Here is a 22,967-nt window from a genome sequence, read left to right as displayed (position 1 = left end):
TTAAATTAAGAGTGCATCGTAGTGTATTCAACTTGTTGGTTTTTATATTTTTTTAAGTTTTTTTTACGGTACACCCAAGCTATTTGCCCTAACTGCATTACTATTTTAATTGAATCTTTCATTGATAGCTTTGATCCATCGGCATGTATCCAACGTTTTAAAGGTTGTTCGCATATTAGGCTTTTTGCCTTTTCAGTACCAAAATAGCCTGCCATTCTTTTAAATATTTCTACATCAAAAATCCATTGCGTTACAAATTTTTCTTTGAATGAAATTTGAATAACATCTTTACTAAAAATTTTGGCGCCACATTGCGTGTCTTTAAAATTCATACCTAAAATTTTTCTTATTATATAGTTAATGGTCATACTAATAATTTTACGAGCAGATTCTTTGGTAATGTTTGCTCCCATTCTACTAATTCTAGAGCCACTAACTATTTTAAAGTTTGAATTCTCAATGGTTGTTACTAAATCATCAAAATCTGATAAATCTGTAGACAAATCGGCATCAAGAAAACCTATATAATCTAAATCTTCTTTTTTAGCCATATGTAACATGCCTAGTCTAACCGCTTCGGCTTTACCACCATTTTTTTCACAATCATACACGGTAATAAAATCTTCTCGCCCTTTGCGTAGGTTGTTTAAAACTTCTAACGTACCATCTTTACTTCCGTCATTAACAAAACACAAATGGTAACCTGTGTGTTTTTGTATATAATCTGTAAATTCTTTACTTAATAAACGTTCTTCTTCATTATAACAAGGTATTACTACCCCAACACAACGTTGTTGTATTACTGCGTTTGACGAAACATTATTAGCCACCACAACATCTGGTTGCCCTATTAAACGTTTTATTCTTGCTGTAATTTCGTTTAAACTTAAAGGCTTTTTCATGTAATCACTTATACCTAAATCAAAACCTTCAGTTATAATATCATCTTGCGTATTACCTGATAATACCATAATTTGAGTATCAGGATTTTTAGAACTTCTTATGTATTTTACAATTTCTAAACCAGAAACATAAGGCATATTTATATCAACAATTACTAGGTCTGGATTAAAAGAATCAAAGGTAGAAAGCCCTTTTTTGGCTTCGGTTTCTATCTTTACATCATAACCTAATTCTTTTAATCTTTTTTCTAGTGGTAGTAGCACTAGTTGCTGATCATCAATTGCTAAAATTTTCATGACTTGGGGGTTTTGTTGTTTACGGTGTAAAAATACTATGCGAAGTCTCAGAAAAATTTTAATTTAGCTAAAGTCTAGATTTAGTTTAGACGAATGACCGATTTGTGTAGATAAACAAAATTTTATTACTATTGAAAACCGAAAAAACCAATACGCTTTTAATTCTTGCTTTAATTGTAGGTATTGCGTTTCATGGGTCGGCAATCTTTTTTACTTTAGAATATACTTACGACGCTTTAATACATTTATTTTTTGCTGATAGCTACGCCGATAGTTGGTTTGACCCTTGGGAATACCGATGGTACACGGGGTTTACAGTACAATCTTACCCGCCATTAGTGCACCAGTCAATTGCCTTATTATCATATATTGGCGGCCTTAAATTTGGAATGTACACAGTAGCCTTGGTAGGTATTGTACTCTTTATTACGGGTGCTTATAGGTATACTTTATTAATGACTGGTAGCCGCCGAATTGCTGGTTACGGCTCTGTTTTAGCCGTGTTTTCATCTACTTTTGTTGAAACACTTCATATTTTTGGTCAATTACCCAGCATTGTAGCCCTATCTGTATTAATGCACTCTATGGTAGAAATTTACCTATATATAAAAACAGGTAAACTAAAATACTTTTTAACATCGGTTTCAATGCTGGCTGTTACTGTTACTTGCCACCATGTTACGCCTATTTTTGGTATGGTTTTCTTTTTAGCGCCACTTATTGGTATGGTAGTAATGGATGCCTCTAGAGAACAAGTAAACTCATATAAAGAGCTCACTTTTAAAGTATTTTGGCGTACTACACTTAAACACTTTTGGCGTATTGCCACCTTTGGCGGTAGCGGTTTGTTTTTAATTATATTTTGTATTTTTCCATATTGGTACAACTCAAAACGTAACCCCATTACTCAGGTACCAATACCACATGGCTCTAGAGATAATTTTTTAGAAGTAACCTCTTCGGGCTTAGTATTTTTTATGATTCCTTGGGGTGTATTACTCTTTATTCTACCCTACTTTTTTTATAGATATTATAGTAAACGTTACCTTTTCTTTGGTTTGTCATTCACTATGCTAACCATTTTAGGAACTGGCGGTACTACTCCTGTACCTTTAATGCTTTTAGGCGAAACCGCTTTTAATATTTTAACTTTAGATAGATTTACGCTTTGGGCAACCATTATGGCTTTGCCTATTTTTGCCGAATTTGGTTATCGTATGGTTGAAGGCGATTTAAAAACCTTGGTGCAAAAAAAGTTTGGTGAAGTTTATCATAGAGTATTGGGTGGTTTAATTGCAGGCGGCATGCTTTTTATGGTGCTATTCACCATGACTTTGGGCTACTTTAGGCCATCGCAACCGGCACAAATTAATATGCTACCTATTGTTAACTTTTTAGGCGCCGATTCTCACGACTCTTGGCGGTATTTACCTTTAGGCTTTGGCGATCAAATGGCGTGGTTATCTGCCCAAACTAATGCTATGACAGTAGATGGAAACTACCATTCTGCAAGACGCCTACCCGAACTTACCACACGTGCCATTGAACGTATTGAAAACTCAAAATTTAGAGGTGTTGAAGGCATAGGCTCTTTACAACAATTTTTAACCGTTCCCGAAAAATATAATTTAAAATACATTTTTTCAAACGATAAGTTTTATGATCCTATTTTATACTACTGCGGTTGGCAACGGTTGCAACAATTAGAAAATGGTATTATGGTTTGGGAAAAACTTAATGTGGCGCCAATACCACAAATAATGCCTAAACAAGATGTTCCAACTGTTATGAAAATTATGTGGGGCATTATTCCTATTTCAACTGTGTTGATTGCCTTTTTTATTAACATTCAAATGATTTGGATTCGCCTATTAAAATCTAAAAAAGTTGAAAAATCGCCGTTTAAATCTTTTGAACTTCAGTATAAAAAATTCCCATATAAACTTTTAATATTCTCGCATTTTTGGGCCGTTATTGTATTAGCATGCATTGGTTATGGCATGTATTTGTTTTACGTAAAAAACACCACACAACTATCTCCTAAAAATGTTTTAACCGCTTATTATGACGCCTTAGATTTTAAAGAGTTTAACCGCGCCCACTCTTATTTAGATCCCGATAGCAATGTTACCATTGCGCAATATATGCTTGAAGTATCTGTAACCGATGGTATTTTAAGCTCGTATGCAAAAATGGATTCTCTTGGTATTGAAGTGTTTGATGTTACTAAAAATAGTGCCAAAGCTAAAGTTGCAACAAACTGGATAACGCCTTTAGAAAAAGTACAGCACACCAATTACCACGAACTTGTTAAACAAAAAGGCAAATGGTATATTAAACCTTCAAAATTTGATAATGATATTCCTCCAGATCAATTATTTACACAAAACACAACCACTTTTTACAACCACGGAAGACGCAAAATAACCACGCAAGAAACCTACCATGAAGATGTGTTAAAACAACCTGTTTTAGAAATTCTGACGGCTAAATTAGTTAAAAATAAAGGGCAATACAGTATTATTGGCGAGCTTCAAAATGTAGATAACTCTCCTGCCGATGTTGTTATAAAAGCCACTTTGTACAATGATAACAATAAAGAATTGGCAAATTACAACGCTAAACACCATATTAAGCACAAATTAATGCCAAAAGAAACCACAACTTTTAAAATTAATTTTGAAGGTATTGCGTGGTCATCAACTAAAGATACCATACCACCAACGTTTAATCCTGATGAGTTTACACCATTAAATTTTGAAGAACAGCCCACAAAGTTTAACCTTCAATCTGCCGGAAATACTGCCAATACGGATTTATATAAACAAGTAGCCTTACAAAGTTTAGAATTTACAAACCAAGGCATTAATGGTGTTTTGTTTAATCATGGCGTGCAAGAAGTTACTATTCCGCAATTAATTGTATCGTATTACAATGAAAATGCCGAATTACTTTGGGTAGACCACAAGTTTATTCCAGAAGGCGTGCGTATTCAACGCAAACAATTTTTTAATTATAAACCTGTAAGTTTAGATAGTTTAACCGTAATTAATAGTAGTTTAGAAAACTGCTACGTTAACGGCTTACCCAATAAAGCAGTGGCCGAAAAAGTACTGCCACAAAGAATTTATGACCATGGCCCTAGCCAAATGCAACCATACAAAGGCAATGGTTATGCTTTTATAAAATTTGAAATTAACAGTTATATTGGCAACCCAAAATAGTATGAAATTAGGTTTTATTATAGCGCTATTTTTGTGTATTGGTTGTTCTTCAAAAGAAGAACAATTAACTGAAAGTGTGCAAAATCCTGAAGTTTCATTACAAACAACTCAAACAAACTTTATTGCAGGAAATCCCATTAATTTAAAATTTAAAACTTCAAATAATAAAGCACCATTAAAACTTCAACTTAAAAATGCTTTTGGTAATGTTATTATAAAAAAAGACACTACCAATACAGCATTTGTTTCTTTTAACATTCCGAAGAATTACTGCCGATTAGCAGGTAATTTACATTGGAAATTATTACACCAAAACACAATACTTCAAAAAGGTAAATTATTTATTGAAACCAATAAAAAAAACAAAACGCATGTAGAAACCTATTTTGGGCCACGAAGTATAACTGCAGGCTATGATGACTACTCTATGCTAACCATTGCACCAACCGATATTTATGACAACCCAGTTGATGACGGCACGCCAGTAACTGTAAAATATCAGTTTCAAAAAAATATAAACCAAACTAACATTAAAACAAACAATTTTATTGCCTGGTACAACGTAAGGTCTACTACAAAATCGGGCAGAATTTTAGTAACTTCAGAAAGTAACGGTACAACATCAAAAGAATTAACAACTATTGTATTTCCTTCAAACGCTAAGAACTTTAAAATTTCGGCAGTAAGCGCCCATAATTATGCCGATGGTAATCAAATTGTAACATTTAAATCTGATATTATAAAAGATAAATACGGTAATATTGTTAGTGATGGCACCTTAGTAAATTTCGTTATAAAAGATGAAAAAGGTGCTTATTTAAATACCGTTGGCACCACAATTAGTGGTATAGCCGAAGCTAGAACGCTTCACCCAGATGATGCTGCTAAATGGACTATTAAAGCCTTTATAACAGGCGCCGCTGAAAGCAACACTATACATTTTAATTTTGAAGCAGCTATAAAAGATTTTCCCGTACATTTTTATGAAAATAACAGAAAACTAGTTATTGGCCCTTTTAAAAGCTTTATGAAACAGTTGGTACCCGATGGTATTTTAGTACAAATTGATATTTACAATAAAAACGGTAACTTTATTGAAACGAAAAAAACAACAACTAAAAATGGAGTAAGTAGTTTGTTTTTTGAAACACAATTTTTACCCAATAACACGTATGTTTTTAAAATAAAAGCAGCAGGTATTACTAAAGAATACTCAAAAACTTTACATGGCAATTAAATTAAACAAAACACTTTACAGAACTGTTTTAATAGCAACATTTGTTGCTGTAAATGCCCTTATTATTGCGGGTATTGGATCTATTTTAGCCTTTATGAATACTGGTGCAGACCGCACATCTATGCTTCACTTAGAAGTACCCATGGCCGATGTTTACAAACCAAACTTAACTTGGATTGACACCATAAACCCTGGCAGACCCATGGATAAACAAGCTTTGGGTGAAATTACAAATGATTATATGAATGCGTGGCATGTTAGAAATATTGCTTACAAAAAAAATGACCCTTACGGCGTTAATGATTTTTACACCGATAGCGCTAGAGTTAGAATTTTTGAAAACATACACCTTAACAAAGCCAATAACAATTGGTACAAAAGAACCACTTTAAAACACAATACAGATTTAGATTTTTACAGTGCCGATGGTACCATGGTTGTGTTTAAAGATTATGGCGTTGAACAATACCAAGAAATTTATGAAAATGAAAATTTAATTTTAAGCGAAAAAGACACAACAAGCTACCAAGTAATGATGTTGTTAGAAGATGGTTTTTGGCGTATAAGGCATTTAAAAGAAATACCAACACCAACAACCGATACAACACAAACAGAACATAGAAATATTGCTAAAAAGTTAGCTAAAACAAAACATATTAAAGGCCTAAATTATTACCCAAAAGATTCTCCTTGGGACACGTTTGGAAAAAAATTTAACGACAGTATTATTAATGCCGATTTTAAAATAATTAATAAAATGGGATTAAATACTATTAGAATTTTTATTCAATATGAAGATTTTGGTAAAAATAATGTTGAACCCAAAAAACTAGAGCTTCTAAAACAGTTATTAGATATTGCACAAAATAACAAAATAGATGTATTAATTACTTTGTTTGATTTTTATGGTGATTATGATGTATCTAACTGGACACTAACACATAGGCATGCTGAAGCTATTGTTAATGCCGTAAAAAATCATCCGGCGTTATTAGGTTGGGATATTAAAAACGAACCCGATTTAGATTTTGATTCTAGAGGAAAACAACGCGTTTTAGCTTGGTTAGAACAAATGCTAATTAATATAAAACAATGGGACAAAACACATCCTGTTACCATAGGTTGGTCTGCCCCAGAAGCTGCTACAAATCTATTACCTCATGTAGATTTTGTATCATACCACTACTACCGCAATATTGATGATTTTTTAGTGGCACATAATACTTTAGCAAAAAGCATTAATAACAAACCTTTAGTTTTACAAGAATACGGTGTTTCATCATACAAAGGATTATGGAATCCGTTTGGAAATAATGATGAAGACCAAGCTGAGTTTCATAAAAAAACTCAAAACATTTTTAAAGAAGAAAACATACAGTTTATGTTTTGGACACTTTATGACTTTAATAAAATACCAAAGGAAGTCGTGGGCAGACTTCCTTGGCGTAAAAAAGTGCAAGAGCACTTTGGTTGCATTGATAAAGATGGAAACCTTAAACCATCTTTCCAACATTTAACGACACTATCACAAAAAGTGAATAAATAAAATTTACAGAGGGTTATACTTATTTAAATCTAAAACTTTTTTAATGATTTGGAAATTGGTATATAATAAATAAATTTCAACTATTTTTTAAAACTTCATAAAAAAATAAGAGTTTTACTTTTAAGTATGATTTTTTTTTAACTCTAGAGATTAACCCATTAGAAAGTTATATACGCTTCAAGTTGCCCCATATTTTTTTTAAAATTTCATGTACTTTTTATCCATTAGTTTTCAGAAGCTATCATTATCCTATCATCAAGTCTTTTTTTTCGGTTTAAAGCTTCTAAAAAATAATAATCTGCATAAACAATTGGTTTATTTATTTCAGAGTTTTTTGGCCAATTTCCGGTAGACTGTAATAACAGAAATCCAAATTCATCACCAACATTATTTAAATATTTTTTATTTGATAAAGACTTCAAAATAGCGTCTGCATTCATTAAATAATCTTTACCAAATTCAGAATATCCAGCGAGCTCATATAAACCAGAAGCAATTATAGCTGCTGCTGAAGCATCTCTTGGCTCATTTGGAAGGTTAGGAGCATTAAAATCCCAATAAGGTACTTTATCTTCTGGTAAGTTTTTATGAGTTATTATAAAATTTGCAATACGCTGAGCTTGTTCAAGGTAGGCTTCATCCTTTGTTTCACGATACATTACGGTAAACCCATATAAACCCCAAGCCTGCCCACGAGACCAAGCCGTTTCATTAGCGTAACCTTGGTTTGTTACTTTTTTTAAAACCTCACCCGTTTCTGGTGAATAATCTACAACATGATAGGAAGAATTATCGGGTCTGAAATGATTCTTCAAGGTAGTATTAGCATGCTCTATTGCAATATTTTTAAACTTTGAATCTCCTGTTTCACGACTTGCCCACAACAATAACTCTAAATTCATCATGTTATCAATTATTACCGGAAAAGTATACAAACTATTACTATGGTCCCAAGAACGTATGCATTTTACTTTATTATCATAACGGCTTGCCAACGATTTAGCTGCTTCAATAAGAACATCTCTGTAAACAGGGTTGCCCGTTACTTTATAACCATGCCCATAGCTATTATACATCATAAAACCTACATCATGGGTTCCTTTATTAAACTGTTCGTTTTCTAAATAGGCGGTATATTCTTTAGCTCTTTTTTTCCATATAGGATTATTTGTTAAATCATACATCATCCAAAGCTCTCCAGGAAAAAAACCACTAGTCCAATCGCTTGAAGGCACCATAACAATGTTTTTTTGATGTACTGATCTTGGAAACACCTTATTACCCTGTTTATGTTTTACAACAACCTCGTAATGATACTCTAATTGCTTTTCAATATTTTGAATAATAGGTTTTAGTTTAAATTGATTAATGGACTTATTTTTGCAACTAAATGTAAAAACAAAAAATAGTAGCATTATTGGCAATACTGGTTTGTTTTTAAGGTGAATCATAGTAATTTAATTTTGTAAACCATTTGGAGGTAGTGAAAAAGGAATATCATTATTATAAAAAGTATTAACTTCTAATTTTATATTTCACAATATCAATAATTAAGTTCTTCTTTTAAAAATTTAGTATTAACACCTCCTAAGTGATGGTTTTCAATGTCCCTGAGCAAATCGAAATACTTATTAGACTTAGCATCATTTTTACCTTTATATCCTAGCGCCATCATGTAATAACAATGTACTTTATTCTTTAGGTTTAAATTTTCCTCCCACACCATTAAATCGGGTAAGGAAACAGCAAAATAATCAACTTTAACAGTATCGTTTAAATGTTTTTTTCCAAACGCCACTAATTTATCAAATCTAGCATGAGCCTCTGTTGTTTTTCCAAGTTTCAATAATGCTAAACCTTGGTAATAAATAGTGTCTGGTTGTTGGTCGTTATAAAACCAAGCTATGGCAGGCTCACTCAATCCTTTGGATGCTTTTATCCAGTATTGCTTAGCTTTATTATCTACTCCTTTAGCTTCATAGGCGCAACCTAGCCAATAATCAATTTCGTTTTCTTGGGCTCCATCTAATTTTCCTTCTCCCAAATTGTGTGGAAATTTTTTTGAATTTTCTAATAAATCAATGGCTTTATCGTAGTATTTATTATATAGGGCTTCTTTTGCTAGTTGCACCAAAATAGTTACATAAGCCGTTGTTACTTTACCTTCTCCTCCTTCCCATGGATGAAAAATTCTTTTACCAATGTCTTCATATGCTTTTTGAAAATTTCCTTTTAAAATATTTAAGTACACCCACTCTATATATAGGTCATCACGTTTGTCTTTCAATGTTAGGTTTTCATTATAAAAATTAAACCTATAATCTATGGATTTGTTTATTCTTTTATACAATTGATCTAACTCCATAAACACCCTAGCATCATTTGTGTTTAAACCAAAAGCGTTTTCCATAAATTTTACAGCTTTATCAGGGCTATTTTGCTTATTAAAATAGGCTAATGCCAAATTTCTATAAACGGTAGCAAAAGAATTGTCATTTGAAGCTGAAAGCTCCCAACAATGTATTGCATCTTGATATTGCTTTGAATTATACCAGAGATTTCCTAAATAATACGGTGCTTTGGCACAATTAGGTACTAACTCAATAGCCTTAGTTAGTGCGTGGATGGCTTCCAGTCTATTTGGAAAACAATAGTCTGGAATACACGTTTCTGCTTTTAGAACCTCTTCTGTAGCCTTTGCTTCTGCCCCATTTAAACTTAAAAACCATGCTTTAAAGTACCTAGCCATAGGGTATACCTCATTTTGTTGAGCTATTCCTAAATTGATTAGTTGGATTGCTTCTTCGTAAATTCCAGCATCTGCATAATCTAAAGAAATTTCTATATAGTTCTGGATATCACCTCGACTTAGCTCTATTAAAGTCTCTTTCGCCTTTTCATCTCCTAATAAAAACTTCTCAAAATAAATTCCGTAATTGAAAGTATCAATATTCAAAGAATCTTCAATAAGACTTTTAGCTTCTGCATCCCTTCCTAATTTTCTTAATATTGCTACTTTTAGATGTCTTGCTTTTTGATGGTTCCAATTGCGCACTAAAGATCTTTGTATTGTATCTAAAGCCAAATTCCAGTCTTTTCTTTTAGCATCAATCAAGGCTATTTGAAAATATCCTGCATCCATATAGGCTGCATTCCATACAGATTTATAAAAGGCATCATAAGCCTCAGTTTCTTTTCCTTGATGTAGCAAAGAAAGCCCTAAGTTAAACAATGGCTCTCCATCGTATGGATTTGGATTTCTTAAGGTTTGTCGTTCATAAGCTTTTTTAAAATAAGCTTCTGACTCTTTAAATTTCCCGTTTCTTAACAACCATAATCCCATGGCGTTATTACAACGTATATCGGCTGGGTCCCTTTTTAAAGCTTCTTCATAATAAGGTACCGGACTGTAAGTTGCATGTCTATATTGCTCTAAATGCTGTCCATTTAAGTAGAGTTCTTCATTTGTCTCGATCTCATGAGGGTCTTTGGCTGCTTTGGCTGCTTCAGGAATTTCATTTTCATTCTCTTTTGGAACTCTCCAGTTTATTAATGTTCTTCCTTCTTCTGAAATAATAAAAACCTCAAAATCCGAATTCTCATAATGCACACCTAGATCAAGCTCTCTTGAATAACTAACTCCCGGCGAAAAATCAAACTGCTCCTCAAACAACACCTCCCCATTGTTGGCAACTTTTATAGTTGCATTGGAAAAAACACCCGTGGCGTATCCTTTAATCAATACCTTACCTTTTACAATATCAAGGTTTACCATGGCATCTTTTGATGCGTTTTTTACAACACCAATGTCTTGATATGGCATAAAATATTGGGTAAATTCTTTTTGTTCGTAAGGCATTAACCATGTAAAATCTGGTTGATTATCTGTATATACACCACACATTAGTTCTATGTAAGGCCCGTTTTCATCAGTTAAATTCCTGTCCCATGCTTTACCAAAGTCACCATTTCCCCATGTCCATTGTTTTTTTCCGGGAGACACATGATGATTTGCTACGTGCAATAATCCTCCTTTGGTATCATGTTCATAACCACCAACAAAATTATACTCTGATTTTATAGCCATGTAAGATGTAGGAACAGGTATGTTTTTATACCTAGAGATATCTGTACCTGGTGAATAATCAAATTTATAATAGGTGCCTTTTGCAATTGGAAATTCAGAAACATCTCGCTTCCCGTGATCAAATACTGCATTTACATCTGGTGGAAATACAGATTGATAATTGTCATTAACTGCTACAGCAGGATTAGCCCACCATAAAAACGTTTGAGGCTGAGCGGTACGGTTATATAATTTAACGTTTATTTCTAAATAAGATTTGTCTGGATACAACCTAAACCCAGCCATACCTTTGGTTCTTGACATACGCTCAATTTCATTACACCATACTGTTTTACTTCCATCCTCGTGTGTTTCAATATTGAAATCAACAGGGCTATACGTACTAGGACGGTGATGTTGAGGCCAATTAAACTCAATTCCACCTGAAATCCAAGGGCCAGTAAGACCTACTAATGCGGGTTTTATCACCTCGTTATGGTAAACAAAATGGCGGTTTTTAATTTTATCATAGGCCATTTGTACTCGTCCACCAAGCTCTGGAAGAATCATTATTTTTACAAAGTTATTTTCTAAGTAACATGCGTTCCATTCTTTATCTACTTTTGTATCACTAATTTTTTCAATAACTGGAAATGGATAGACTTTTCCACTACTTCCTTGATAGATTCTTTTTTCTAAGAAAATTGGATTTTTTTCTGCCTCTCCAATTTCATATGTAGGTATAATTACTTTTTCAGTCCAAGCGTTTACTTTCATTTCATTTTAGATTTTATTTTTCAAAAAAAAATTCTATTTCCTTTTTTGAAGAAGTAAAATTACTGTATCACTTAAAAGCACACGCCTATAAAGATTCCATTTAAGGGTGAGAAATTGTTCACGGCTGATAAAACAACACTTCTATTTCCAGTATATTCTAAGTTTAAAAGGAGATTGCATTAATTAAAAAAACATCTAAACAAAACTGTTTAGATGTTTTTTTTGGGATACTATTATATAAAAAAATCTATGTTAGTTAATTTTTTTAATATGAATAGCTAAACCATTATTTTTGAAAATGTCTCGAGTAATTTCAGATTTGTTATTCACGTTTAATTTTTCAACCCCAACCCTAGTTACCGTGTTCACAGACTCATCATCATAATAAATTGTAGCTTCATACTCTACACCACGGTCTAAAAAGTTTAAAGGTATTGTTAAAAACCTATCTGTAGTACCGTTAACTGTACCTATAAACCAATCATCGCCCGATTTTCTCGCAATGGTTCCTAAAACGCCCACTTCTGAGTGAATTACTTTGGTTTTATCCCATACAGTAGGCAAGTTATCAAAAAACTCTAACTCTGGTACTTCTTCAATAATAGATTTAGAACCTCCAGCGCCGCCACTATTTCCTGCAGTTACAGGCCTATCATACCAATACAGCCACAATAATGGACTATACAAGCACACACTTTTGGCTAATTGTGATGCATGAGATCCCATTTCGTCTACACGCGGTGCAAAATAACAAATGGTGTTATCTCCTGCCCCGGCAATCATTCGCGTAAACATTGTTTTAAGGGTATGCTCATTTGATGGTGTTTCTTCATCTCCTCTTATACCTTCTTGTGTCATGAGGTTAGGGTAAGTACGTGTATAACCAACAGGACGGTAATCATCATGAATACTTAATACCATTTTATGTTCTGCTGCTTTTCTTACAGCTTCATGCATCCAACTAGACCATTTTTGGTCTCCGGTTCTAACAAAACCATATTTAATACCCTTTATCCCCCAGTTTTGGTATAAGTCTAATATCTCATCAAGTTGTTTTTCCAACTGATTTCTATTCACATAGACTAGAATATCAATACCTTTTTCTTTACCATAGCGTATTACTTCTTCCATGTTCAAAGGTCCCGTTGACCTTTTAGGGTCTACCGTTACCGTAGAAGCATCTGCTTCTTCTGTAAATTCATCGCCATACCATCCTGCACTTTCTATAACGTATTGTAAGTTATGCTCTACTGCAAAGTCAATGTAAGCCTTTGCTCCTTTTGTGGTTAATGTTAAATCACGAATTACTTTACCTGGCTTTAGCCATGTTGTATCTTCAATTTTATTGGGTTCATTTAAGTTCAATATCAAGTAATTATTCTCTAAAATATCCCCTGCACTTTTTCCTGCCATAACAAATCTCCATGGAGTAGAAAAAGCCCCTTTTTCAACCACCTCACTCTCTATTGACACCCCTATTGCTCCTGATTCATTTTTTGAAAACAGCTTCATTCTAGCATAGTCAATTTGAGCCGCTTCACCAATGGCTAAATAAAGTGATTCTGATTTTTCAATCAACAATGGGCGTTCACTAGGGTCTTCCAGTTCAGATACCATTACCTTGGAAATTGTTCCTTGCGATAAGCGCGAAGCCCATGTATAATCGTCTGGGTTTACCGTAAATTCGGTTAGCTCCTCCTCGATGACAATTTGTTCTTCTCTTAAAAAATTATACCTAAAAGCAACTCCTTCGTTATAAGCCCTGAACTGAACTTGTAAATCTTTCTCTCCTGTTTCAAGGTTCTCTAAGGTTATCAATGCTTCGTTATAATTTTCAGGATATTCGTTACACTCACCATACGGTGGTTTCCAACTTTGTTTGACGCTGTTATTTTCTACATTTGCTACCTTATAATTTGATGAAATTTTTTTCGAATTTTCTAATTGAAATCCAAGATTTGATGGTTTTATTAATTCTTCTTTATTATAGGTAACCCAGTAGGTTAAACTCTTTAAATCATTTTCGTTTGAATAAACGATATTATATTTTCCGTTAGGGCTTTTTACGCTAACTTGATTTATTTGTTTATCGTCTGTGCAAGATGTTAAAGCCAACACTACAACGGCTGATAAGAGAAAAATTCTTTTATTTATTTTCATTTTTTATAATTAGTTTAATTGGATGTTTATTCTTTTTTTAGCTTAAGGATCTTGCATTAAAGCGGAACGTCCTCCATCTATTAAATAGGTTGTACCTGTTATAAATTGAGCATAATTGCTACACAAAAATGCACACAACCCGCCTACTTCTTCAGGAGTGCCAATTCTTCCAACAGGATGAAGTTTATTTGTTCTTTGTCTTTCTGCTTCTGGAGCAGAGAACGAATCTAACCAAGTTTCATTTCCAGGTGTTTGAATAAAACCAGGCGCTATTCCTACAGCTCTTATTTTTGGGCCCCACTCTATTGCTATAGACTGTACAAGCCCTTTTATTGCTGTTTTTGACATACTATATGGAAAACACCCTGGAATGGTGGCATAGGCATGGTTAGAACTCATTATTAAAATGGTTCCATTGTCACTCATTTCCAAATATGGTTTACAAAGTTGACTTAACTTCCAATGAGAGCGGAGGTTTAAATTTATGTTTTTCTCAAAATCATCATTTGAACAATTCAATACTCCTTTAAAAATATTCTCACCTGCATTGGATATTAAAAAATCTATTTTGCCAAAATAATTAATTGTATTTGCAACCAACTGTAACAAATCATTTTCTTTAGTAACATTTGCCTTTGTATATAATGCCTTTACACCTTCCTGCTTTGAGTTTTGAAGAAAACTTATAACTCCTTTATTAGTTTCATCTTCAATTCCACAGCCAGAAACATGGCAACCTGCCTTTGAAAACATGGTTGATATGCCAGCACCAATACCACTAGTAACTCCAGTTATTATGGCAACCTTATTTTTTAAATTTATATTTAACATGAAAAGAACATTTTTTTTAAAAGCAAAAATTTAGTTGTATAAATTGACATTTTAAAATATTGAGTACTAAAAATTGTTTTTTACACAATTCTTTTATTCAAAATCTGTATAATTGATTGTACATTTTTTTACCATTATTGCTTTTTGACTCAAAAACTATACTAGTTGCTGTTTTTAAATATAATACCCTTCTTTGTGATTGCGAATTCCTGGATGTTTTTCCATTATTTCCTCAATTAAATCTACTCCCATCCCCGGCTTGTTTGATAGTACAATTTTACCGTTTACAATATTTAAAGGTTCTGAGATTACTTTATCTCTCCACGGTACATCATTAAAAATAAATTCTTGTTTAAAAAAGTTTGGTATTGCTGCACAAACATGTGCACTTGCTAATGTAGATAATGGACCATTAGGATTATGAGGCGCTATCAAAACATTATAAGCTTCTGCCATTGTTGCCATACGTTTCATCTCACTAGGGCCACCGCAACGGGTAATATCTGGCATGATAATATCTGAAATATAGCTTTCAAGAACATCTCTAATACCATGCCTAGTGTAATGTCGTTCACCCACACAAATAGACACCTTAGGACTAATACGTTCTCTAAAAGCTCTTAATGTTTTTGCGCTTTCAGGACCTGCTGGCTCTTCAAACCAAGTTATATCTAATTCTGCTAAACGTTCTGCCATGGCAATAGCTACTTTAAAATTTAGCATAGCATGAGTTTCAATCATAATATCCATGTCTTGACCAACAGCTTCTCTTACTGATTTACTAATTTCAAAGGCTAAATCTTGTTGTGATTTAGTTAGTGTTAGCTCTGTACTTAAATCTTCTCCATAAAAATAATTTGTATGAGCAAAAGGATCGAATTTTAACCCTGTAAAACCAGCATCTTTTACTTTTTTAGCTTGTTTTGCATAATCATTAGCATTGTGCCCTCCTCCAGTAAACCAATAATTTGCATACAAAGGAATTTCAGTTCTATATTGCCCCCCCAACAATTCATACATAGGTACTTTTAGTACTTTCGCTTTTAAATCTAAAAGCGCCATATTTATACCGCTAATTGCACACATGCTTGCTCCATATGGCCCAACCCAATTTAAGTCTCGATATAATTTTGTCCATATAAAATCTGTACGCATAGGGTCCATACCTATTATGCGTTTTCCTACCTCTTTTGTGGCAGATTCTATTATTTGGCTCCCTGGCCAATTTGTTGACTCTCCTACACCTGTATGCCCCGTATCAGTATATATTTTAAGCATGGTCCAGTTATACTTAACTCCTTCAACTAACCAAACTTTTACTTCTGTTATTTTCATCTATTTTATCATTAATTGATTACATTATTCCATATTTAGTCCAAGCTTCTACGGCACTCATACCAGACTGAACCGCTTTAAGAACTTTTTTTTCACCCTGGGCTTTTTCAAAAGCTCTTTCAAAAACTTCTACTTCATGTTCTTTGGGCACAACACAAACACCATCTATATCTCCCACAACAATATCTCCTGGGTTTACCCGTACACCTTCTATTTCAATAGGCACCCTATAATCAATAACTTTTCCTCTAGGGGCTTGATCTTGCGCATAATTTCCAAATGAAAAAAATGGCATATCTAATTCTAGCAAACCAAAAGTATCTCTTGAATAGCCATTGCAAACTGCACCAGCTGCCCCGAGTACTTTTGCCCTTGTCATCATAATCTCTCCAATAAGAGCGTAATTATCTGAGGCTCCAGTACATATGTACACTTCATTTTTCTTTAGGTCGTCTAATGCCTCTAACATTAACCCAAAAGGTTTTTGCATTATTGGGTTGTTGGAAAACTCTGGCGTTTCTTCAAAAGTATCTGCTTCAAGTACAGTCATAGCCCTACCAACAAGAAGCATATCTGGCTTTAAAGGCTGTATTCTAGCTGGTAAAAATTGATGGAACAAACCCATTTTATCCATTATATCTCCAATAACCGCTGAGAACAATTTTTCTCTACAAGCACTGAATAACTCATCATCTGAAAGTTTTGAAACATTCATTTATTTATGTTTTAATTTATAATTCAAATTTAAACACAACATATACTAAAAGCATCTACTCAATATCCAATAAGATGTACTATATTTACATTTTTACACTAGCACTCTTTTATATTGTTTAAATTACACATAAATGAAAGCCAAATCACATAAAATAGCGCTACCTAGCAATAGAGCCTTTGAAATAAGAAAAGACACGTTACCTCATTTTCATAATTCTTGGCACTTTCATGAAGAAATAGAACTCACGCTTATATTAAAAAGTACGGGAAGACGATTTATTGGCGACCATATTGCCCAATTTACTGAAGGAGATTTGGTTCTTATTGGTTCTAACCTTCCGCATTTATGGCAAAATGAAACTGCTTATTACGATACCACACAGCCATCTGGTTTAGAGGCTGAGGCTATTATTATTCATTTTTCCAAATCATTTTGGAACAGCCAATTCTTAGATTTGGAAGAATTAAATCATATAAAAACGCTGCTTGAAAAGTCTCGCTATGGCATTAAAATAGAAGAATCATCTAAAGAAATAATTTCAAAAAAAATAAAAAAACTCCTCAAGCTACAAGGTTTTGATAAACTTGTTTTATGCTTAGATATATTAAACACTATTGCCAATATTAAATCCCCCCTTTTACTAGCCAGCCCGGGTTTTGTTAATTCATTTAAAAAAGAGAGTGATGAAAGACTAGAGTATGTTTATGAGTATATCATGGAGCATTTTACACAAAAAATAGAATTGAGTGAGGTTTCTAAACTTATTCATTTATCAAATAGTGCTTTCTGCCGTTTTTTTAAAAATAAAACTAGAACTACTTTTTCTCATTTTGTTAACCAAGCAAGAATAGGCTATGCCTGTAGACTGCTACAAGAAAGTGAATTATCTACCTTAAGAATTTGTTATGAATGTGGTTTTGAAAACTACTCTTATTTTTGTAGAACTTTTAAAAAATTCACAAAAAAGAATCCTACAAACTACCGAAAACACTATAATTTCAAAGAGTAAAAAACTAATTATCACATTTACTTTATTGATTCTCTATATTCATCTTTATACAAACCCATTTTATCAAAAGGTACAGGTTTAAACTCTGGAATTTTTTTAAACACTTCTGCATCTTCTTTTAGCAAAAAGTTTTCATTTTCCATGTTAACAAAACCTGGGTCTTGTTGAGTATTATAATTATTAATACTAGTAAAAACACCTGGATCAGTTTTTTTATTTCTGCGAATTTGTACAGGGTTCTTTTTACCTCCTAAAATCAGGTTTTTTGCAAACACATTTCTTCTGGCATGCATACCTTCCCACTCCTCTCCTTCTTTAATAACATCCATATAATTATGAAGCTCTGGATAATGTGTGCTGTAAGGAGGCTGGAGAATATTTAAATCTTTAAACAATCTTGTTTCAAATAATTTTCCTTTATCAAATACATTTGGTGCGTTTCCTTTATACCAAGTATAGTAATGCGGACTTAACACCACAGAGTATGAGTGCGGATTAACTATAATATTATTTTCCATTGTTAAATCCCAGCCTGTATTACTATAAAGAACGCCATGAGCTGTTTGCATATTATAAAACACGTTTCCAAAAACAGTAACACCAGTAGTAGAATCATCGCAATAAATACCCATGTTCATGCGGTTTTTGTTACCACAATCATGAAAATAATTATACCGTATTATATTTCCTCTATCACTAGGATCTCGCCCTAAGTACCACACCGATACGTCATCTGAGTGTTGTGTAACATGGTGAATGTGGTTATACTCATAAATATGCTCATTTCCATGTGCATATATTGCCTGAAAATCAGAATTAAAAATTTCGCAGTGTCTTATTTTGTTCCCTACTCCGTCTATATTAATTCCAGACCATAAAAATTTATTACGTCTATTGTAATCATGCACTATACAATTTTCTACTATATTATTTCCTGGCGTTAATGTTTTTTTATCTCCACCGCTTAAATAAATTCCACCACTACCTGTATTGTAAACATCGCAACTTAATATTTTGTGATTTGTTCCAGCTTTTCTATTCCATGTTGTATTTTTATAAATATGGCCTTGTAGGTTTCCAATTTTTCTTGAAACCGGTACACCTTCATAATCATCATGTGTTATATGGGGAAAAGTTTGTTGGGCTCCTTGCCCCATAAATATACCACTAGTTCCTAAGTTTCGCACTTTACAACCAGCAACCAAGTTACCATTTCCGCCTTCTATATAAATTCCTATGCCTCGTCCTACTTCAACGGTAAAATCTCGAAAAACTACATGATTTACATCCTCTAGGGCTACAATAGGCTCCTCTAACACTGACACAGATATCTTAGCTTTTTTAATATCTGTTTTTGGCCATAAATATAGAATACCAGAATCTCTATCTACGTACCATTCTCCGGGTTCATCTAATTCTTCTAAAACATTTAAAGCTACATAGTGGGTATAATGTTTTCCTCCTCTAACACCATACATATGAGGCGTGGCAAGTTTTACTATTTTTTGAATTGTATCAATTTTTTCAACACGTATTTTGTCATCTGCATAACCATTCCAAAACGTACCTTGAAACCAAACATCATTTTGTTCTACCCATTTTTTATGGCGCTGGTCTGTATATTTAAATGTAGCTCCCCTCTCTGAATAATCTACTTTTCTTGGTTTTGAGCCACTATCAATGGTTTGGCCTATGGGAATAAAACCTTTGTTTGGATACCTTGCTAAGGTCATGGGTTTATTATTTACAAAAAGCTCAAAAGGAGCCTCGGTAACTGATATGGCATGTCCGTACTGCGTGTGCTTTCCAAAATTAGAAATTCCGTTTTCTTTCAAATTTATCTGAAACACATGTCTAGCAACTCCCTTATTTAAACGTGCTATTATAGCTTTATCATTGAGGTGACTAAAATCTTCACCATTAAGTGATATTCCTCCTAACAAACTTACCGTTTCTCCCTCCACAGCACGCCATGTTATGGGCGCTTTTGAGGTACCTGAATCTAAATCTGATAAAGAAAATGTTTCCTGCTGTATATATTCGCCTCCTTTTACCCAAACCGTTATACCATTCTCTGGAATTTTATTTGAGCTTTTAAAAGTGCGTATTAACTCCTGAGCTGCTTTTAACGTGGCTAAAGGTTGTTTTTTTGTACCAGAGTTCTTATCGTTACCCATAGGAGACACAAAATACTCAACTTTACTACTTTTACATCCGAAGATGCATATTAAGAAGACATAAAGTACCAAAGTATAATTTTTTATCATAATAAATATATTTTTCCTATTCTGTTAACCTATGTCCTACTCTGTTTTTCAACTCCATTAGTGGTTTTATCCATTTCGCTGGAATTTGTCCAGACCTATCTGGCGGTACGTTTAAAAGGAAGTTTACCCTGTTATCTAAATTCCCATTAAAGATTCTCACTAAATCTTCCATAGGTTTTACTTTATCATCATCTTCCCAAAACCATTCGTTTCCTATTGGCAAGTTTGACTCAGCCGGAAAGTACATTTTTTCACCTTTAATAGTCCATACTGGATTATATGCTCTATCGGAATAGTACCTTTCTAAGGTTAGAGCGTCACTAGGCCATGCCTTGTCCTCTAAGAACACTAACTCGCCGTCTTTTTGTTTTTTTCCGTGATTCATGATTACCAACATATTGGGATACTTTTCTGTTATGTGCCGATATATGAATTCTCTATATCCATTACCTAAAATAATAGGGATGTCTACCCAAAATTGCACTAACGGACCATAATTCTCCAACAACTCATCAATTTGAGCAGTCATAAAATTTTGATAGAGTGATGTTGTATAAGGTGGCGGAGCCACATATAAATCCTTTTCTTTTGGTGTTATTAAGGCACCCGCATAGTTTTCACTTTTATCTGGCATTAAACTAAAAAAATCATGATGATTATCCCAAGCGCAATAATAAATACCAGGTGCTATACCTTGTTTGCGGCATTCTTTAACAAATTCTCCCACAACATCGGTGTTATTTTTATTATTTTCAATATCGTAGTCTGTATATTTTGAAGGCCAAAGACAATGTCCGGCAACATGTTTTGCTGTTAATACGGCATAATTCATACCTGCATCTTTTGCTACTTTAATCCATTGAGACACGTCTAAGTTTGTTGGAGCGTAAGCGTTAAGAGGTGCTTTACCATCTGGCAATTCTTCGCCTAAAAAAGTACTCATGCCATAGTGAATAAACATACCATATTTTAAGTCTTGCCATGCTTTTAATTTTTCCTCTGAAAGTCTTTGGGCGTATTTATGCTTATTCTCTTTTTTTACTGTAACCTTTGTTTGAGAATAGCACGGATTAAACATTAAAACAAGAATTACCAAAACTAAACAGTTAATTTTCATTAGTTTCATTTTTTTAATTTAATATTATAAAAGCAGTTGAAGGTTTATTTTTTATTATACTTTTTGTTTTGTTACACCTAAAAACATTAAAGATTTATTTTAAGAGATGATTATTGAAATGCTGTTTTAATATCATTGATACTCACACCAAAAAGCTCCTCAATAACAGGATTCAGTGTGGTTTCATCTCCTTCTATATGAAATGTTGTTTGTATATGATTTCTACTCTCACCTGCTTTTAAAGCCAAAGCAGGTGATGATGTTTCTAACTCATAAAAAGGCCCCAAAGGCTTAGCCCCTGGTTTTGGTGCTCCGTCATTATAAGCATTAATAACATCTCCTTGAAATGGTTCTTCTTGAATTTCCCACATTGAATTTACGTAATCTGTAACACCTTTAGGTTGATTGTATTTTACTATGGTTAGAATACCATTTTTAGAATCATAAGAGCCTGCAATATTTTTGGCCCTTTTTGGTGACAAACCAATTTTACTACGGTATTCTCCATCACCTTTAAAGAAAATGGCATTTTCTTTCACTACCAATCTATCCGATGGGACTTTTCCAAAATAAGTATCATTTACCACCCTACCTAATTTAGTTTCATCACCTTTTAAATAAGGAATAACAATGGTTGTATTTGGTGAATGATTAAACATACCCAACAACCAAATAGACAATAAACCTGTATTTTTTTTCCAATCTTTATTTCCAATATTAGTTAAGGTGTTGGTAGTTTTATAAGCCACCGATTTTAAATTATTAGACAATTCTGAAAGTCCCAATGCATTTTGTATTTCTGCCTTGGACAAAATGGCTACTTCTCTTTCAATTCCTAAATCAAACTGAAAACCTGAATAATTTTTTAATGAGGCTTCTTTGGTAAAAGTTGCTGAAGTAAATGATACATTTTTCACTTCAAAATGCTCTAAATCTATCAATTTAGGTGTGTACCAATCGTCTAAAGTAAACTCGCTACCTTTTTCAAAAAAGATAGAATATTGTCCACCCTCAGGGCCTAACCAAAAACGCTCTTCACCTCCAAATACATTAATATGCTCTAAAGTATCTTTAGATTTGAATAGTAATTTATTAATCCATCCGTAACTTCTACCTACATTTCCAAAAGCCGAACTTGTCATTACCCTACCTTGTAAGGCAGCAGAAACTGCTACTTTAGATTGATTTGCTTTATCTGTTAGTTCAATAATATCAATGTAGTCTTTTAAAAAAGCAACATCCTCTTCATAAGTAGCACCTTCAGCTTTTAAGGTTTGTTGGTTTGGTACATCAATATTCTTGTTTTCTTTTCTAGACTTATTTTTTAAATTACATGACACTAAAGTTCCTAGTAAAAAGACTAAAAACCCCATACATTTTACTACTATTTTCATCTTTTATTTTTTTATAATCTTATTTTATAGATAGCTTATCTTTAACTGCTAAAAATTAAAATATCAGTTATAAATAAGACAAAATTA

14 protein-coding genes are annotated in these 22,967 nt (G+C 33.2%); 4 read left to right on the top strand and 10 right to left on the bottom strand.

Translation table 11 applies throughout. The annotated features are described in order from the left end of the window. Window positions 1-5 precede the first annotated feature (5 nt). On the bottom strand, window positions 6-1,199 hold the full coding sequence (locus ACXAG4_RS10495) for a response regulator (RefSeq protein WP_475296042.1): 1,194 nt from the start codon (window positions 1,197-1,199) through the stop codon (window positions 6-8). A 131-nt stretch (window positions 1,200-1,330) separates the two neighbouring features. Here ACXAG4_RS10495 and ACXAG4_RS10490 point away from each other — a divergent pair, with 131 nt between their 5' ends. From ACXAG4_RS10490 to ACXAG4_RS10480, 3 genes are read left to right on the top strand one after another with little or no spacing between them, the layout of a single operon-like run. Beyond that, window positions 1,331-4,423: a hypothetical protein gene (locus ACXAG4_RS10490; RefSeq protein WP_475296041.1), complete on the top strand. Its 3,093-nt coding sequence runs from the start codon at window positions 1,331-1,333 to the stop codon at window positions 4,421-4,423. Window position 4,424: 1 nt separating this feature from the next. After that, window positions 4,425-5,660 (top strand): hypothetical protein, encoded by a 1,236-nt coding sequence (locus ACXAG4_RS10485; protein WP_475296040.1) that lies wholly within the window; start codon window positions 4,425-4,427, stop codon window positions 5,658-5,660. Next, window positions 5,650-7,206, top strand: coding sequence for a glycoside hydrolase family 2 TIM barrel-domain containing protein (locus ACXAG4_RS10480; protein WP_475296039.1), 1,557 nt, complete (start codon window positions 5,650-5,652; stop codon window positions 7,204-7,206). Before ACXAG4_RS10485 ends, ACXAG4_RS10480 begins: the two co-directional genes overlap by 11 nt. 224 nt (window positions 7,207-7,430) lie before the next feature. Here the strand turns inward: ACXAG4_RS10480 and ACXAG4_RS10475 are convergent, their stop codons facing one another. The 6 genes from ACXAG4_RS10475 to ACXAG4_RS10450 all read right to left on the bottom strand — a co-directional run bounded on the left by ACXAG4_RS10475 (window position 7,431) and on the right by ACXAG4_RS10450 (window position 17,036). Next, complete coding sequence (locus tag ACXAG4_RS10475) at window positions 7,431-8,657, bottom strand: glycoside hydrolase family 88 protein (RefSeq protein WP_475296038.1); 1,227 nt, start codon at window positions 8,655-8,657, stop codon at window positions 7,431-7,433. 92 nt (window positions 8,658-8,749) lie between these two features. Continuing rightward, window positions 8,750-12,049 carry a DUF5107 domain-containing protein gene (locus tag ACXAG4_RS10470; RefSeq protein WP_475296037.1) on the bottom strand — a complete coding sequence of 1,100 codons (3,300 nt, stop codon included), beginning with the start codon at window positions 12,047-12,049 and terminating at the stop codon, window positions 8,750-8,752. 252 nt (window positions 12,050-12,301) lie between these two features. Next, entirely contained in the window at window positions 12,302-14,209 is a 1,908-nt protein-coding gene (locus ACXAG4_RS10465; RefSeq protein WP_475296036.1) for a glycoside hydrolase family 97 protein, read from the bottom strand. 42 nt (window positions 14,210-14,251) lie between these two features. Next, window positions 14,252-15,040, bottom strand: coding sequence for an SDR family NAD(P)-dependent oxidoreductase (locus ACXAG4_RS10460; RefSeq protein WP_475296035.1), 789 nt, complete (start codon window positions 15,038-15,040; stop codon window positions 14,252-14,254). 174 nt (window positions 15,041-15,214) lie between these two features. After that, window positions 15,215-16,375 carry a mandelate racemase/muconate lactonizing enzyme family protein gene (locus ACXAG4_RS10455; RefSeq protein WP_475296034.1) on the bottom strand — a complete coding sequence of 387 codons (1,161 nt, stop codon included), beginning with the start codon at window positions 16,373-16,375 and terminating at the stop codon, window positions 15,215-15,217. Between the two features lie 19 nt (window positions 16,376-16,394). Further along, entirely contained in the window at window positions 16,395-17,036 is a 642-nt protein-coding gene (locus ACXAG4_RS10450; protein WP_475296033.1) for an RraA family protein, read from the bottom strand. Between the two features lie 187 nt (window positions 17,037-17,223). Between ACXAG4_RS10450 and ACXAG4_RS10445 the strand changes: the two genes are divergently transcribed. Beyond that, window positions 17,224-18,102: an AraC family transcriptional regulator gene (locus ACXAG4_RS10445; RefSeq protein WP_475296032.1), complete on the top strand. Its 879-nt coding sequence runs from the start codon at window positions 17,224-17,226 to the stop codon at window positions 18,100-18,102. A gap of 17 nt (window positions 18,103-18,119) precedes the next feature. On the opposite strand, the gene ACXAG4_RS10440 is transcribed toward ACXAG4_RS10445, so the two are convergent. From ACXAG4_RS10440 to ACXAG4_RS10430, 3 genes are all read right to left on the bottom strand, one after another. After that, window positions 18,120-20,369: a right-handed parallel beta-helix repeat-containing protein gene (locus ACXAG4_RS10440; protein WP_475296031.1), complete on the bottom strand. Its 2,250-nt coding sequence runs from the start codon at window positions 20,367-20,369 to the stop codon at window positions 18,120-18,122. A gap of 16 nt (window positions 20,370-20,385) precedes the next feature. Continuing rightward, window positions 20,386-21,486, bottom strand: coding sequence for an alpha-L-fucosidase (locus ACXAG4_RS10435; protein WP_475296030.1), 1,101 nt, complete (start codon window positions 21,484-21,486; stop codon window positions 20,386-20,388). A gap of 110 nt (window positions 21,487-21,596) precedes the next feature. Then, window positions 21,597-22,880, bottom strand: a complete 1,284-nt coding sequence (locus ACXAG4_RS10430; protein ID WP_475296029.1) for a DUF6786 family protein — start codon at window positions 22,878-22,880, stop codon at window positions 21,597-21,599. Window positions 22,881-22,967: the final 87 nt, after the last annotated feature.

Source organism: Seonamhaeicola sp. ABD4_175, from assembly GCF_056160885.1.
Note: the sequence above shows the minus strand (reverse complement) of the source record. Positions and strands in the feature narration are given on the sequence as shown.